At 69.8% G+C, this 15,201-nt stretch carries 17 protein-coding genes; 11 read left to right on the top strand and 6 right to left on the bottom strand.

The window, feature by feature from the left end:
• Window positions 1-3: 3 nt before the first annotated feature.
• The gene (gene dapD / locus ncot_RS14605; protein WP_168618262.1) at window positions 4-948 is read right to left on the bottom strand and encodes a 2,3,4,5-tetrahydropyridine-2,6-dicarboxylate N-succinyltransferase; all 945 of its coding nucleotides are present in this window, start codon (window positions 946-948) and stop codon (window positions 4-6) included.
• A gap of 414 nt (window positions 949-1,362) precedes the next feature.
• Here dapD and ileS point away from each other — a divergent pair, with 414 nt between their 5' ends.
• On the top strand, window positions 1,363-4,704 hold the full coding sequence (gene ileS / locus ncot_RS14600; protein ID WP_168618261.1) for an isoleucine--tRNA ligase: 3,342 nt from the start codon (window positions 1,363-1,365) through the stop codon (window positions 4,702-4,704).
• A 30-nt stretch (window positions 4,705-4,734) separates the two neighbouring features.
• Here ileS and ncot_RS14595 read toward each other — a convergent pair whose 3' ends face one another.
• Window positions 4,735-4,890: a hypothetical protein gene (locus ncot_RS14595; protein WP_168618260.1), complete on the bottom strand. Its 156-nt coding sequence runs from the start codon at window positions 4,888-4,890 to the stop codon at window positions 4,735-4,737.
• Between the two features lie 90 nt (window positions 4,891-4,980).
• Between ncot_RS14595 and dapE the strand changes: the two genes are divergently transcribed.
• The 4 genes from dapE to ncot_RS14575 all read left to right on the top strand — a co-directional run bounded on the left by dapE (window position 4,981) and on the right by ncot_RS14575 (window position 7,643).
• The gene (dapE, locus tag ncot_RS14590) at window positions 4,981-6,048 is read left to right on the top strand and encodes a succinyl-diaminopimelate desuccinylase (protein WP_168618259.1); all 1,068 of its coding nucleotides are present in this window, start codon (window positions 4,981-4,983) and stop codon (window positions 6,046-6,048) included.
• Between the two features lie 41 nt (window positions 6,049-6,089).
• Window positions 6,090-6,818, top strand: coding sequence for a TIGR00730 family Rossman fold protein (locus ncot_RS14585; RefSeq protein WP_168619373.1), 729 nt, complete (start codon window positions 6,090-6,092; stop codon window positions 6,816-6,818).
• A 7-nt stretch (window positions 6,819-6,825) separates the two neighbouring features.
• Window positions 6,826-7,143, top strand: a complete 318-nt coding sequence (locus tag ncot_RS14580; protein WP_240937920.1) for a DivIVA domain-containing protein — start codon at window positions 6,826-6,828, stop codon at window positions 7,141-7,143.
• Window positions 7,144-7,217: 74 nt separating this feature from the next.
• Window positions 7,218-7,643 (top strand): hypothetical protein, encoded by a 426-nt coding sequence (locus ncot_RS14575; RefSeq protein WP_168618258.1) that lies wholly within the window; start codon window positions 7,218-7,220, stop codon window positions 7,641-7,643.
• Between the two features lie 38 nt (window positions 7,644-7,681).
• On the opposite strand, the gene ncot_RS14570 is transcribed toward ncot_RS14575, so the two are convergent.
• Window positions 7,682-8,476: an enoyl-CoA hydratase-related protein gene (locus ncot_RS14570; RefSeq protein ID WP_168618257.1), complete on the bottom strand. Its 795-nt coding sequence runs from the start codon at window positions 8,474-8,476 to the stop codon at window positions 7,682-7,684.
• Window positions 8,477-8,534: 58 nt separating this feature from the next.
• A complete protein-coding gene (locus tag ncot_RS14565; RefSeq protein WP_168618256.1) occupies window positions 8,535-9,314 on the bottom strand; it encodes a PaaX family transcriptional regulator C-terminal domain-containing protein in 780 nt (259 codons plus the stop codon).
• 118 nt (window positions 9,315-9,432) lie between these two features.
• On the opposite strand from ncot_RS14565, the gene ncot_RS14560 reads away from it, so the two are divergent.
• The 3 genes from ncot_RS14560 (at window position 9,433) to ncot_RS14550 (ending at window position 11,540) form a co-directional block, all read left to right on the top strand.
• Window positions 9,433-9,600, top strand: coding sequence for a DUF3117 domain-containing protein (locus tag ncot_RS14560; RefSeq protein WP_082748240.1), 168 nt, complete (start codon window positions 9,433-9,435; stop codon window positions 9,598-9,600).
• Window positions 9,601-9,696: 96 nt separating this feature from the next.
• A complete protein-coding gene (locus ncot_RS14555; protein ID WP_168618254.1) occupies window positions 9,697-11,211 on the top strand; it encodes a leucyl aminopeptidase family protein in 1,515 nt (504 codons plus the stop codon).
• Window positions 11,208-11,540 (top strand): hypothetical protein, encoded by a 333-nt coding sequence (locus ncot_RS14550; protein ID WP_168618253.1) that lies wholly within the window; start codon window positions 11,208-11,210, stop codon window positions 11,538-11,540. Before ncot_RS14555 ends, ncot_RS14550 begins: the two co-directional genes overlap by 4 nt.
• A gap of 57 nt (window positions 11,541-11,597) precedes the next feature.
• Here the strand turns inward: ncot_RS14550 and ncot_RS14545 are convergent, their stop codons facing one another.
• Window positions 11,598-12,269 (bottom strand): O-methyltransferase, encoded by a 672-nt coding sequence (locus ncot_RS14545; RefSeq protein ID WP_240937919.1) that lies wholly within the window; start codon window positions 12,267-12,269, stop codon window positions 11,598-11,600.
• Between the two features lie 175 nt (window positions 12,270-12,444).
• Here ncot_RS14545 and sigE point away from each other — a divergent pair, with 175 nt between their 5' ends.
• Both sigE and ncot_RS14535 read left to right on the top strand, forming a co-directional pair.
• Window positions 12,445-13,029 (top strand): RNA polymerase sigma factor SigE, encoded by a 585-nt coding sequence (gene sigE / locus ncot_RS14540; protein WP_168618252.1) that lies wholly within the window; start codon window positions 12,445-12,447, stop codon window positions 13,027-13,029.
• The gene (locus ncot_RS14535; RefSeq protein ID WP_168618251.1) at window positions 13,026-13,553 is read left to right on the top strand and encodes a zf-HC2 domain-containing protein; all 528 of its coding nucleotides are present in this window, start codon (window positions 13,026-13,028) and stop codon (window positions 13,551-13,553) included. Before sigE ends, ncot_RS14535 begins: the two co-directional genes overlap by 4 nt.
• A gap of 275 nt (window positions 13,554-13,828) precedes the next feature.
• Here ncot_RS14535 and ncot_RS14530 read toward each other — a convergent pair whose 3' ends face one another.
• Window positions 13,829-13,972 carry a hypothetical protein gene (locus tag ncot_RS14530; RefSeq protein WP_206064986.1) on the bottom strand — a complete coding sequence of 48 codons (144 nt, stop codon included), beginning with the start codon at window positions 13,970-13,972 and terminating at the stop codon, window positions 13,829-13,831.
• 132 nt (window positions 13,973-14,104) lie between these two features.
• Here ncot_RS14530 and ncot_RS14525 point away from each other — a divergent pair, with 132 nt between their 5' ends.
• A complete protein-coding gene (locus ncot_RS14525; RefSeq protein WP_168618250.1) occupies window positions 14,105-15,199 on the top strand; it encodes a trypsin-like peptidase domain-containing protein in 1,095 nt (364 codons plus the stop codon).
• Window positions 15,200-15,201: the final 2 nt, after the last annotated feature.

The raw sequence follows: 15,201 nt of genomic DNA, 5'->3' as shown, positions 1-15,201 counted from the left end.
CAGTCAGTCGTTGGCGTGCAGCGCCGCGTTGAGCTCGATGCCCTGGCTCTTCCACGCGACGGCTTCGATGGCGCCGCTGACCGAGTTGCGGCGGAACAGGACGTTGTCGGCTCCCGACAAGGTCGACGCCTTCACCACGGACCCGTCCTCGAGGGTGACCTTGGTGCCGGCAGTGACGTAGCAGCCGGCCTCCACGACGCAGTCGTCGCCGAGCGAGATGCCCAGACCGGAGTTGGCTCCCAGCAGGCAGCGCTCGCCGACGGAGATGACCTGCTTGCCGCCACCCGAGAGGGTGCCCATGATCGAGGCGCCACCACCGATGTCGGAGCCGTCCCCGACCACGACGCCGCCGGAGATCCGACCCTCGACCATCGAGGCGCCGAGGGTGCCGGCGTTGAAGTTCACGAAGCCCTCGTGCATGACGGTGGTGCCGGCGGCGAGGTGGGCACCGAGCCGGACCCGGTCGGCGTCACCGATGCGTACGCCGCTGGGCACGACGTAGTCGACCATGCGCGGGAACTTGTCGACGCCGAACACCGTGACGTGCTGGCCGGCGGCGCGCAGCCGGGCACGAGTGAGCTCGAAGCCCTCCACGGCGCAGGGGCCGGCGCTGGTCCACACCACGTTGGTGAGCAGGCCGAACTGCCCGTCGAGGGAGAGGCCGTGCGGCTGCACCAGGCGGCTGGAGATCAGGTGCAGGCGCAGCCAGACGTCCTCCGTCGTGGCCGGCGCGGCGGAGAGGTCGGCGATGGTGACCAGCCGGACCTCACGGCGTACGCCGCGGACGTCGTCGCTGCCCTCGAGGGCGGTCAACGCGGCGGGGGGAGCGGTGTCGGCCGGCGCCTCGCCGAGCGCGGGCTCGGGGAACCAGACGTCGAGGACGGTGTCGTCGGCGGTGAGAGTGGCCAGGCCGTGGCCCCAGGCGGGGGCGGAAGTCGTGTCAGTCACGGGGCCAACTCTACGGTCGGCCGCCCAGACGACTGAGCCGACCGTCGAAACGTGAACGGCGCCGGGAGGACTGGCATCCCGACGCCGGCTGCGTGATGCGAGATGAGCTTCCTCAGCAGCGCCAGCCGCAAAGGATTGGTCGCCACTGCCGGGGCGGGGCTATCCTCGGTGCAACAGCGTTCGAGCCGTCATCAGCGGCGAGCTTCCGGAAGAACGGGTCACCTAGGCAGTCGGGTGGCCTCACTAGAACCGGACGGTCAGGCCCGTCACAGCCGTGAACGAAGCGGTCATGGTCTCGACAATCTCGACCACCGAAACCATGGCAAGCGAGGTGGTACCGCGGTCGCCCCAAGATCTGGGGAGTCGTCCTCGTGGCAGCAGCCCCGAGTTGTACGACGTACGCAGGAGACCCCGATGAGCTACCCCAAGGCCTCGTCCCAGGACGACAACGCCGCAGTCCCCTCGAGCCCGAAGTTCCCGGAGCTCGAGGAGCGCGTCCTCGACTACTGGAAGAAGGACGAGACCTTCATCGCGAGCGTCGAGCAGCGGGACGCGGGGGAGAACGGCGAGAACGAGTTCGTCTTCTACGACGGTCCGCCCTTCGCCAACGGGCTGCCGCACTACGGCCACCTGCTCACCGGCTACGTCAAGGACGTGGTGCCGCGCTACCAGACGATGCGCGGCAAGCGGGTCGAACGCCGCTTCGGGTGGGACACCCATGGCCTTCCCGCCGAGCTGGAGGCGATGCGCCAGCTCGGCCTGAAGACCACGGACGAGATCCACGAGATGGGCATCGAGAAGTTCAACGACGCGGCTCGTTCCTCGGTGCTGAAGTACACCGGGGACTGGGAGCAGTACGTCACCCGGCAGGCGCGCTGGGTGGACTTCGAGAACGACTACAAGACGCTCAACCCCGAATACATGGAGAGCGTCATCTGGGCGTTCAAGTCGCTCCACGAGAAGGGCTACGTCTACGAGGGCTTCCGGGTCCTGCCGTACTGCTGGAACGACGAGACGCCGCTGTCCAACCACGAGCTGCGCATGGATGACGACGTCTACAAGAACCGCCAGGACCCTGCGGTCACGGTCGGCTTCGTGATGGAGCCGACCGGCGACGACCCGGTCCTCGACGGTGCCCACGTGCTGATCTGGACCACGACTCCGTGGACGCTGCCCTCCAACCTCGCGGTGATGGTCGGCTCCGACATCGACTACGTCGTGGTCGAGGCCGGCGTTCCCGGCACCGAGTCGAGGGCCCGCTACCTGCTCGCCGAGGCCCGGCTGCCGGCGTACGCCCGTGAGCTCGGTGACGCGGACGGCGAGTTCAAGGTGGTCGGCCGCTACACCGGCGCCGACCTGGTGGGGCGCACCTACGCGCCGGCCTTCTCCTACTTCGCGGGCCACGCGAACGCCTTCCGCATCGTCGCTGCCGACGACGCGGTCACGACCACCGACGGAACCGGCCTCGTGCACTCGGCCGGCGCGTTCGGTGAGGTCGACAAGGAGGTCACCGACCGCGAGGGCATCGAGGCGGTCATGCCGGTCGGCAAGGACGGACGCTTCACCCACCCCGTCGACGAGTACGCCGGAATGCTGGTCTTCGACGCCAACCTGCAGATCATGGACCACCTCAAGGCCGCCACCCGTGGTCAGACCTCCGAGGACACCGGCGCCGTCACGCCGGGCACGATCCTGCTGCGGCGTGAGTCCTACGAGCACTCCTACCCGCACTGCTGGCGCTGTCGCGAGCCCCTGATCTACAAGGGTGTCTCGTCGTGGTTCGTCGAGGTGACCGCCTTCAAGGACAAGATGCTCGAGCTCAACGAGCAGATTCGCTGGGTGCCCGACCACATCCAGCAGGGCCAGTTCGGCAAGTGGCTGGCCAACGCCCGTGACTGGTCGATCACCCGCAACCGGTTCTGGGGCTCCCCGGTGCCGGTGTGGAAGAGCGACGACGAGGCCCACCCGCGCATCGACGTCTACGGATCGTTCGAGGAGATCGAGCGGGACTTCGGGCGGCTGCCGCGCAACGCTGCCGGCGAGCCCGACCTGCACCGTCCCTTCGTGGACGACCTCACCCGGCCCAACCCCGACGACCCCACCGGGAAGTCGACGATGCGACGGGTCGAGGACGTGCTCGACGTGTGGTTCGACTCCGGGTCGATGTCCTACGCCCAGGTGCACTACCCCTTCGAGAACGCCGAGTGGTTCGCCGGCACCGACGACTCCGAGGGTCACTTCCCGGCCGACTTCATCGTCGAGTACATCGGCCAGACCCGCGGCTGGTTCTACACGCTGCACGTCCTGGCCAGCGCGCTCTTCGAGAAGCCGGCCTTCAGCTCGGTGATCTGCCACGGCATTGTGCTCGGCTCGGACGGCAACAAGATGAGCAAGTCGCTGCGCAACTACCCTGACGTCAGCGAGGTCTTCGACAGCGTCGGCGCCGACGCGATGCGTTGGTTCCTGATGGCCTCGCCGATCCTTCGCGGGGGAAATCTGGTCGTCACCGACCAGGGCATCCGCGACACCGTGCGCCAGGTGCTGATCCCGTTGTGGAACAGCTGGTACTTCTTCTCGCTCTACGCCAACGCCGCCAACGACGGTGCCGGCTACGACGCCCAGTCGTGCCTCGGCCGCACCATGGAGAACCCGCTCGACCGCTACCTGCTGGCCAAGCTGCGCCAGCACGTCGAGACGATGACCCAGCAGATGGACGCCTACGACATCGCGGGCGCCTGCGAGTCGACGCGCACGTTCCTCGACGTGCTCACCAACTGGTACATCCGCCGTTCGCGTGAGCGTTTCTGGTCGACCGGTGACGACCTCGACACGGACGCCTTCGACACCCTCCACACGGTGCTCGAGGTGCTGTGCCGGGTGACCGCCCCACTCCTCCCGCTGACGCTGGAGGAGATGTGGCGGGGGCTGACCGGTGGCCGCTCCGTGCACCTCACGGACTGGCCCTCGGCCGAGGACCTGCCGGCCGACGACGAGCTGGTGGCCTCGATGGACGTCGTGCGCGACGTCTGCTCGGCGACGTCCGCGCTGCGCAAGGGCGCGTCCCTGCGCAACCGTCTGCCGTTGTCCTGCCTCACCGTCGTCGTGGACTCCGCGGCCGACCTGTCCGGCTTCGAGTCGATCGTCTCCGACGAGGTCAACGTCAAGCAGGTCCGCCTGCTCGATCTCGCCGACCCCGAGGCCGCGTCGTACGGCGTCTCGCAGAAGCTGACCGTGAACGCGCGGGCGGCCGGACCTCGTCTCGGCAAGGACGTGCAGCACGCGATCAAGGGCTCGAAGACCGGCGACTGGTCCGTGGCCGACGACGGGACCGTGACCTCCGGAGGCCTGGCACTGGTCGAGGGTGAGTTCACCCTCGAGACGGTGGCGGCGTCGGGCGACGACTCCGCGACCGGCATGCTCCCGCGCGGCGGGTTCGTCGTGCTGGACACCGTGGTCACCGCGGAGCTGGCTGCCGAGGGACTGGCCCGTGACCTGGTGCGCGCTGTGCAGCAGGCGCGCCGTGACGCCGGCCTCGACGTCTCCGACCGGATCACGCTGACCATCGGTGGTGACCCCCTGGTGTTGTCCGCGGCGCGTACCCACGAGTCGCTGATCGCGGGGGAGACGCTCGCCACCACGGTGCTCCACGACGAGGGTGGTGCGGGTGACGCCGGCGACGGTGAGTCCGGTGGCGCCGACGTGGTCGTGGGCGAGGGACAGAAGGCCCGCGTCGGCGTGGCCGTCGCCACCGACTGACCGTCCGCGCGGCCGCTCGACCGAGGGGGATCAGGTCAGGGCGAGCCCGTCCGCGTTGGCGGCGATCCAGGCGAACGTCTGGGTGTAGCGGTCGTCGGGCAGGGACTCGTCACCGGTTCCGGGCGACCGCTGCGCCGCGTGGCGCCGTACGACGTGTGCGGTGCGGTGGGCGAACTCGCCGGTCACAGCACCCGTGGAGCGACGCTGACCCTGCGTCGCTCCACGGGGCACGGGCGCGTTGCACGCGGGTTGGTGGGGCGGCTCTACGATGGCGCCATGCCCGAACTGGACCTCACCGCGGACGCGGTCACCCTCACCGAGCAACTGGTCAACGTGGAGTCGGTGAGCCGCAACGAGCAGGCCATCGCCGACCTGATCGAGACCGAGCTTCGCCGGCTCGAGCACCTCACCGTCACCCGGCACGGCCACACGATCGTGGCTCGCACCGAGCTCGGCCGTGATGACCGGGTGGTGATCGCCGGCCACATCGACACCGTGCCGCTCAACGACAACCTGCCTGCCCGTCGCGACGACACGTTGTTGCACGGGCTCGGGTCCTGCGACATGAAGGGTGGGGTGGCGGTCGCCCTCAAGCTGGCCGCGACGTTGCCCGAGCCGAACCGCGACGTCACCTTCATCTTCTACGAGGCAGAGGAGATCGACGCCGAGTTCAACGGGCTCTTCCAGCTCTCGCAGAGCAATCCTGAGCTGATGCAGGCCGACTTCGCGATTCTCATGGAGCCGTCCAACGCGGTCGTGGAGGCCGGCTGCCAGGGCACCATGCGGATCGACATCCGCACGAAGGGGGAGCGCGCGCACAGCGCTCGCAGCTGGATGGGGTCCAACGCCATCCACGCTGCCGCCCCGATCCTGGCCCGGCTGGCGGCCTACGAGCCCCGCAAGCCGGTCATCGACGGGTTGGAGTACCACGAGGGACTCAACGCGGTCTTCATCGAGGGCGGTGTCGCCGGCAACGTGCTGCCCGACGAGTGCGTGGTACGGGTCAACCACCGATTCGCGCCTGACCGCAGTGGCGACGAGGCGGAGGCGTTCCTGCGCGAGTTCTTCGAGGGCTTCGAGTTCACCGTCACCGACTTCGGCGACGCGGCGTTGCCGGGTCTGTCGGTCCCGGCGGCCGCTGCCTTCCTCGAAGCCGTGGGCGGTGAGGCGAACCCGAAGTTCGGCTGGACCGACGTGGCTCGGTTCAGCAGCCTCGGCGTCCCGGCCGTCAACTTCGGGCCCGGTGACCCGCTGCTGGCCCACAAGCAGGAGGAGCACGTGCCCTTCGCCGACATCCTTCGCTGTGAAGAACAGCTCCGCGCCTGGCTGGGGGAGGACCGTTGACCGAGAACCACGGACGCGACAAGCACCGCGGACCTGTCGTGATGCGCCGCTCGCAGGTCGACAGCGGGACGACGGACCAGCGGCTCCTCGACTCGCGCGGCCCCAGTGACTGGGTGCACACGGATCCGTGGCGCGTGCTTCGGATCCAGTCCGAGTTCGTGGAGGGGTTCGGCGCGCTGGCCGAGCTCGGTCCGGCGATCGGCGTCTTCGGCTCGGCGAGGACCAAGCCCGACGACCCGTTCTATGCGCAGGCCGAGGAGCTCGGCCGCAAGCTGGTCGACGCTGGCTTCGCAGTGATCACCGGGGGCGGCCCCGGGGCCATGGAGGCGGCCAACAAGGGAGCGTCCGAGGCCGGCGGTGCCAGCGTCGGCCTCGGCATCGAGCTGCCCTTCGAGACGGGCCTCAACCAGTGGGTCGACAAGGGCGTGAACTTCCGGTACTTCTTCGCCCGCAAGACCATGTTCGTCAAGTACTCCCAGGGCTTCGTCGTCCTCCCCGGCGGCGTGGGCACCCTCGACGAGCTGTTCGAGGCAGTGACCCTGGTGCAGACCCAGAAGGTGACCTCCTTCCCCGTCGTGCTGCTCGGCGTGGACTACTGGTCAGGACTGATCGACTGGTTGCGGAGGACCGTGCTGGCCGAGGGCAAGATCTCGGAGGCGGATCTCGACCTGATCACCCTCACCGATGACATCGACCACGCGGTGGAGCTCATGGTCGCGGCACGGAAGGGCGAGGGGACGACGGCTCCCGTCGCCAAGCAGCCGGAGTGAGTGCCCCATGATGTGGTTCTTCGCGATCCTGGCCGTCCTGGCGCTCGGCGGGGTGGCCCTGGTCGCCTCCGGTCACGGCTCCGGGATGGCCGTCGTTCACCCCGACCGCCCCGACCTGGACCTCGCTCGGGACCGGGACCTCGTCGGCCAGGACGTGCGGGACGTCCGCTTCTCGACCGCCGTGCGTGGCTACCGGATGAGCGAGGTGGACGCGTTGCTGTCGCGGCTGGCCCGTCAGCTCGAGGACGCCCGCACTCCTGCCGAGACGCCCGAGACGCACGAGGCGACGAGCGCCCGGCCCCCGGACGCACCGGAGCGTCCCTGAGGCGTTGCCGCGCGACGTGCCGAGGACTGGGCGAATGATGGCAACGCACCTGCGGAGTAGGGCAGACTCGGAGCGTGCCCCTTTCGTGGATCGTCTACATCCTGACCGCACTCGCGGCGCTCGTCGTGGTGCTCACCCGCAAGCGTCTCGGCGGTGACGAGGCAGGTGCCGGACGGTTCCAGACCTCGTCGAACCTGCTCAACGTGCACACGGTGGCCGGCGCGCTCGCGGTCCTGCTGTGGGTCGTCTTCCTCGTGACCGGTGCCGGGGACGGGGTCGGCAACGCGTTCGTGGGCATCGTCGCCCTGGCGTTCTTCTGGATCACCGTGGTGGCCGGGCTGATGATCCTCGTGCGCTGGATGCCCTCCCGTGGGAAGCACTCGTCGGACGCGATCCACGACTCGTGGAGCGACGGTCCCGGTCTGTCGGTGCTGGGCCACGTCGGCATGCTGGTCGGCGTCTGTGTGTTCACCTGGGCCTATCTGACCTCAGCGGTCTGACCCGGGCCGTCTCCCAGCAGGGAGGGGCCACCCCACCTTCAGCGCCCGTGGAAGACAGGCTTCTGCTTGGCGACGAACGCCGCGACGGCCGCCGCGTGGTCGGAGGTGGCTCCAGTGTGCTGCATCATGGCGCTCTCGAAGGCGACGGCGTCCTCGAAGGAGGCGCCGGCCGAGTTCGCCACTGATCGGCGGATCGAGCCGAACGACTGGGTCGGTCCGGCAGCCAGTCGTGCGGCCAGCGCGCCGACCTCGCCCGCGAAGTCATCACCGGGGACCACCTTGGTGGCCAGCCCGAGCTCCTTCGACTCGTCGGCGGACAACGTGCTGGGGAAGTAGAGCAGCTCGAGGGCCTTCGCCTGTCCGACCAGTCGCGGGAGGGTCCACGACGCGCCGGTGTCGCAGGACAGGGCCACGCCGGTGAAGGCGAGGTTGAAGCCGGCGGTGTCGGACAGGATCCGGAAGTCACACGCGAAGGCGAGACTCGCGCCGGCCCCGGCGGCAATCCCCTGGACCGCGGCGATGACCGGCTTGTTCATGGTGGCCAGCAAGGTGACGGTCGGGTTGTAGTGCTTGTCCACCGTGGTGAACAGGGCGTCCGAGTCACCCGTCTCGAGGAGCTGGATGTGCTCCTTCAGGTCCTGGCCGACGCAGAAGGCCCGGCCGGTCCCGGTCAGCACCACGCATCGCACGTCGTCATCCTCGGCCACCGTGCGCACCGTCTCCAGCAACGCTTCCTTGGTGGCGATGTTCAGGCTGTTCATCGCATCGGGTCGGTTCAGGGTGATGGTGGCGACGCCGTCGGTGACGTCGAGGAGGACGGGCTGGTCGGTCATGGGTGGTTCCCTTCGCAGGTGGCGTGCCGAGACGGGTGGTCCGGCTGTGGACAGGTGGTCAGGTGGCGGCCAGGGACCGGTCGACGAACCGGTCTGCGCCGGGCTTCAGCCGGTCGGCCTCGGCCTTGAAGAACGACGCGGCTGCGCGTCCGGGCCAGTCGGCGGGGAGGAGCTCCTCGGGCAGCCCCGGGTCGCGGAACAGGAAGTTGCGCCACTCGTGGACGAGGTGGAAGCGGTGCGCGAAGTCGGCGCAGTCCGGGTCTGCCGCGCTGTCGCGCCACGGCGCCGAGCGAGCGTGGCGCAGCCACCCGGCGTACTCCTCGCCCAGCGTGCTGAGGTCCCACCTCGAGGCCGGTCGGTCCGGAGGGTCGAAGGAGACCACCTCGGCCCGGCTGGCGCTCACCTCCTCGCGGGCCAGCAGGTCGTCGAGCTCCGGTTGCGCCCAGGGGCTGATCCACACGCCGTCGGACAGCTCCGCGTGGCCGACCCACTGCAGCGCGGAGCGCAGCCTGGTCCGCGCTGTGCGGGAACGGACGGGGTCGAGCACCACCAGGTGCCAGCGGCCGTCCCACGTGCGGTCACGGGTGCGATAGATCCGCGCGGCGGCCTCGTCGAGTCGTCGGATGGCCTGGGCGGTCGCCCGGTAGCCCCGGCCGCGGTCCAGTCCGACGGGTGCCAACCAGTTCTGCGCCACCATCCGCGAGATCGCGGTGCGGACTGCCGGAGCCGCGATGCCGACGGGCTCGAGGAGCCGCACCAGTGCGGCCACCGGGGCCCGGTCTCCGCGCGTTCGCAGGTGATCTCCGTAGATGTCGAAGAGCGCGGATCGGGCGTGCATGGGGAGGAGTCTGCCAGCATGTTGCGACCGGCGTTTCGGGACTGGCGGTGCGATGAGGAATACTGGGCAGTGTGAACAGCGCCACGGGGCGCGGCATGAACTAGGAAGAGGTGCGCGGATGGCGGCGATGAAGCCGCGGACGGGCGACGGTCCGCTGGAGGTCACCAAGGAAGGACGCGGCATCGTGATGCGCGTCCCGCTCGAAGGCGGTGGCCGACTCGTTGTCGAGCTGAATGCTGAGGAAGCCACGGCACTCGGCGATGCACTCAAAGGTGTTGTTGGCTGAGCTGTGAGCGACGCGAGGGGCCGGGGCGGCCGACAACGGACTGACAGGGCCGGATCTCCGGCCGCACGGCGAGCTGACGTCGAGGTTCCACCTCAGGTGCAACCCCCCACGTTCTCGCTGGTCGAGGCTCCTCTCGATCCCGGTGGATCGGTCGTCGTCGCTCTCCCGGTCCTCGAGGGAGCCGGCGACGACGACAGCAGTCTCACCCTGGGGCCCGGCTCGGCCGAGTTCCTTGCTGAGCACGACCTCGACCTGTTCGCCGTGCTCGACCACCACGGTGCCACGGGCAAGCCCGGCGAGGTGGTCACCCATCCGTTGGTCGGCGGGGACAATGCGGGCGCAGTCGTCCTGGTCGGCTTGGGGTCGGGTTCGACCGCCGACCTGAGGGCCGCTGGTGCCGGCCTGGCCCGCGCGGTCAAGGACCGCGATGAGGTGACCACGACCATCACCGCACTGGCCGACGACGAGGGCCTGCGTGCCTTCGTCGTGGGACTGACCCTCGGCTCCTTCGAGTTCCACTGGCGCAAGGGCGGCGCCAAGGCCCACCCCGTACGCCGGGTGGTGCTGGCCGGTGGCGAGGAGCAGCAGCCGGTGCTCGACAAGGCGGTTGCCGTCGCTGCGGCCGGATGGCGGGCGCGCTACCTGGCCAGCGTGCCGTCGAACGCCAAGAACCCGGCGTGGTTGGTCGAGCAGGCGCGAGAGGTCGCCGACGCGACCGGCCTGAAGCTGACCGTCTGGGACGAGACGAAGCTCGAGGCCGAGGGCTTCGGCGGCATCCTTGCCGTCGGCGCAGCCTCGGACACGCCGCCGCGGATGATCCGCATCGACTACACCCCGCGGCGAGGCATCAAGCGCGCCGCCGGGCACGTCGCGCTGGTCGGCAAGGGCATCACGTTCGACACCGGCGGTCTCTCGATCAAGCCGGGCGAGGCGATGGTCAACATGAAGCGCGACATGACCGGCGGGGCGGTGGTGATCGCGACGATGGGAGCGTTGGCTGCCGTCGACTGCCCGATCAAGGTGACCGCCCTGGTGCCCACGGCCGAGAACGCCATCGGTGGCTCGGCCTATCGTCCGGGTGACGTGATCCGCCACTTCGGTGGGCGCACCACCGAGGTGACCAACACCGATGCCGAGGGTCGTCTGGTGATGGCCGACGCGCTGGCCTATGCCGTGGCCAAGGTCAAGCCCGACGCGTTGGTCGACGTGGCGACGCTGACCGGCGCGATGAAGGTCGCGCTGGGGCTGCGCACCGGAGGCCTGTTCGCCAACGACGACGCGCTCGCGGCAGCGATCGACGAGTCCGGCACCACCTCGGGTGAACGCCTGTGGCGGATGCCGCTGGCCGAGGAGTACGAGGAGAAGCTCTCCTCGAAGGTCGCCGACGGTGACAACGGCGCCGGCAACCCGGGCGCCATCACTGCCGCACTCTTCCTGCAGCACTTCACCGGGGGCCTGCCCTGGGCCCACCTCGACGTGGCCTCGGTCGGCGATGCGCCCACCGACCACCACGAGTGGACGGTCGGCCCGACCGGCTTCGGTGCGCGCACACTGATCACCTGGCTGGAGCGGCGAGACCCGCTCGACGGCATCACCAAGGAGCGCCGATGAACGGACTCTCCGTGCGCTGGTCGCTCCTCGGCGCCCCGGCCGGCGTCCTCGACGAGCTTAAGACCTACGTCGCCGACAGCTCCCACCCCCGGTTCACCGGCATGGACGGCCTCGCCTTCAAGACGTGGCGGGTGCGGGCGGGGGAGTGGTTCGAGGGTTCCTACGTCTTCGAGTCCGACACGGCCCGGGCCGCGTTCGAGGAGTCGTTCACGGCCGGCGCAGCCGAGTCCCCGGTCTCGCAGATCGTGGGCAGCGCGCCGATCCTGATCGAGCCGTGCGAGATCGTGGCGATCGCCGAGGGTGGCTCCGGCTTCAGCTCCCGGAAGTGAGCCGCACATGACTCGAGCGCTGAACTGACCAGCAGTTCAGCGCTCGAGGCGTGCAGGCTACTCGGGAATCCATTCCTTCTTGGCCGCCAGGAGCCCGTCGCCAACCGGCAGCAGGACCGGCACGAGCCCCTCGGCTTCCTGGATGGTGCGACCCAGCTCGCGGATCGAGACCGTCTCCTCGTCGCGCTGGGCGGGGTCGGCCACCCGGTCGTGCCACAGGGCGTTGTCGAAGGCGACCACGCCGCCGGGGCGGAGGAGGCGCATGGCCTCCTTGAGGTAGTCGGCGTACTCACGCTTGTCGCCGTCACAGAAGACCAGGTCGTAGTGGCCGTCGGTGAGCCGGGGCAGCACCTCGAGAGCGGCGCCGGGGATGGTGCGGGCCCGCTGGGCGGGGACGCCGGCGTCGGTGAAGGTCTGCTTCGCGAGCCGCTGGTGCTCGGTCTCGACGTCGACCGTGGTCAGGACGCCGTCGGGGCGCATGCCGCGCAGCAACCAGAGGCCCGACACGCCCGTGCCGGTTCCGACCTCGACGACTGCGCGCGCGTCGAGGACGGCTGCCAGGAAGCGCAGGGACGCGCCGACACCGGAGCCGATCGGCACCACGCCGACCTCCTCGGCCCGGGCACGTGCGGCGGCGAGGATCTCGTCCTCGGCGACGAACTCCTCCGCATAGGTCCAACTCGTGGGCTTGATGGGCGTGGTGATGGCAGCCTCCTGGGGTCGTGACAACGCACCGTGCTCCGACCCTATCGGGAACACAGGGGTGCCGGGAAACGTTGTCGGGGGAGACAGGGGCTCCGGCAACCTCCCAGCAACTCCGTTGCCAGTGCTCAGGTTCTTCTCAGTCGGGTTCCCTAGCGTTGGCGAGGTCAGGTTGCACCACGGACGAGCGAAGGAAGTCTCCATGCCGGAGAACGATGTGATCCCCAGCTGGGACGAGATCGTCGCCCAGCACTCCGAGCGCGTCTACCGCCTTGCCTACCGCCTGACCGGGAACCCGGCCGATGCAGAGGACCTCACGCAGGACGTCTTCGTCCGTGTCTTCCGTTCCCTCTCGACCTACCAACCGGGCACGTTCGAGGGCTGGCTGCACCGCGTCACGACGAACCTCTTCCTCGACGGGGCGCGCCGCAAGCAGCGGATTCGCTTCGACGCCCTCTCGGACGAGCGGGCAGCTCGGCTGCGCAGCGACGGCGGCGTCCCCCACGAGGAGTACGCCGACCAGCGCTTCGAGGACGACGTGGAGCGGGCCCTGGCCCAGCTCCCGCCGGACTTCCGGGCGGCCGTGGTCCTCTGTGACATCGAGGGCCTCTCCTACGAGGAGATCGCCACGATCCTCGACGCGAAGCTCGGCACCGTCCGTTCACGGATCCACCGGGGCCGTGCGATGTTGCGTGACGCGTTGGCCCACCGCGCTCCGAGTGCTGGGCGGGCTCGCTACTCCGGACCGGTCATCGCGCCGTACTCGCCGGAGGGGGTCGTCGGATGATCGGCCACGTCGGCGCCAAGGTGAGCGCCCTGATCGACGGGCAGCTGCCTGCGGCAGAGTCCGAACGGCTCTGGAACCACGTGCACGGGTGTGCCTCCTGCCGCCAGCACGTGGAGCGCGAGGGCTGGATCAAGACCCGGCTCGCTGGGCTGGGCGGGGACTGTGCCCAGCCTGCGGCACCCAACTACCTGCACAGCGTGCTGTGCCACTCCACCCGGTACGACACCGATGATCCGGTCGCCGAGCCCCCGCAGGCAGGCGTACGCCGCCGCACGGTCGCCGTGGCCGTGCTCGGTGCCGGATCGATGGGCGCCGCCATGCTCGGCGTCTTTGCCCTGACCATCCCGGCTGAGGCTCCGCCCGTCGATCGTCGTGGCCCGACCACGTCGTTGACCGGTGTCTCCGACTCCCTCCGTCCGGCAGTTCCGGTCGCCACCACCGAGCCCGTGGGCGCCACCTCCAACTCGGCGCAGACCTCCGTGGTCGACGGCCCCGCACCAAGATGGGTGACAATCAACAAGTGAACGACGAGCAGAACAACCGTCCTGACAGCTCGAGCGACACCGAGCACACACTGCCGCTGCGACCGGATGACTCCGTGGGCAGTGGGCGCGAGCACGAGGGCCAGCAGTCGCCGGCCCCGGGGCCCCAAGGGTCGCCGTACCCCGCTCCTCAGTCCTCGGGTCCGCCGTCACAGGCACCGAGCAGCCAGGTTCCCGGCCAGACGCCCCCGTCGTACGCCGCTCCTGCGTCGCAGCACCATCCGGCCCCCGGCCCGCACCAGCCCGGGCAGCAGGGGTCAGACCCGCGCCAGCCCGGCCAGCAGGGGCCCGGCCCGCACCAGCCCGGGCAGCAGGGGCCAGACCCGCACCAGCCCGGGCAGCAGGGGCCAGACCCGCGCCAGCCCGGCCCGCACCAGCCAGGTCACCAGGGTCAGCAGCACGCCCCGTCCCTCCAGTCGCAAGGTGGCGGCCGCCCGCCCTACGGGGTCGGCGCCGGCATCCCCGGAGAGCCGGCCCGGCAGCCCACCTCGCGCGCCAAGCTGTCCTCCGGGGTCTGGCCGGCGATCGCGGCCATGTCGCTGGTCATCGGACTCGTCGGTGGCGGCCTGGGTGGCTATGCGGTCAACAAATGGGCCGATGACCACCCTGACTCCGAGAGCTCCGGCCAAGGGCTCTCCGACAGCGACGTGGTCACCGATGCTCCGCTGCCGTCCAACTCCGAGGGGACCGGCTCCAAGGACGCCGCCTCGGGGAGCATCGCCGACGTCGCCGAGGTCCTGCTGCCCAGCACCGTGCAGATCCTCGCCGAGTTCAACGGCGAGGAGGGCGGCGCCACCGGGTCCGGGTTCTTCCTCGACAAGCAGGGCCACGTCGTGACCAACAACCACGTCGTCGCGGAAGCCGCCGACGGAGGCAAGATCACGGTCGTCGACCACCAGGGCAAGCGCTACCCCGCCACCGTGGTGGGTCGGAGCCCGGTCTACGACCTCGCCGTGCTGGACGTCGAGGGCATCACGTCCGTCCAACCGGCCTCGCTCGGCTCGTCCAAGGACCTCGAGGTCGGCGAGCAGGTGGTCGCCATCGGCTCGCCCCTCGGCCTCAGCAGCACCGTGACCTCCGGCATCGTGAGTGCCCTGAACCGACCGGTCACGACCGGTGGCGGGGAGGACTCCCAGTCCTTCATCAACGCCGTCCAGACCGACGCGGCGATCAACCCGGGCAACTCGGGTGGACCCCTGGTCAACCTGTCGGGCCAGGTCGTCGGGGTGAACTCGGCCATCGCCACCACCGGCGGCTCGAGCCTCGGTGGCGAGTCCGGGAACATCGGCGTCGGCTTCGCGATCCCGATCGAGCAGGTGCGGGTCACCGCTGACCAGATCCTGCGTGACGGCGAGGCCCGCTACCCCGTGATCGGGGCCACGGTCCAGAGTGACCAGGACGGCGGCGGAGCCCGCATCCAGGAAGTGGTCGGTGACAGTCCGGCCGCGGACAGTGGTCTCAAGAAGGGCGACCTCATCACTGCCCTCGACGATCGACCGGTCACCGACAACGCCACCCTGATCGTGGCGATCCGTTCCCACCTGCCGGGCGACACGGTGACCCTCACGGTCGATCGCGACGGCGACACGAAGAAGGTCGACGTCGAGCTCGACTCCAAGGTCGGCTGACA

Origin of the sequence: Nocardioides sp. JQ2195, assembly GCF_012272695.1 — a bacterium.
Taxonomy (GTDB): domain Bacteria; phylum Actinomycetota; class Actinomycetes; order Propionibacteriales; family Nocardioidaceae; genus Nocardioides.
Note: the sequence above shows the minus strand (reverse complement) of the source record. Positions and strands in the feature narration are given on the sequence as shown.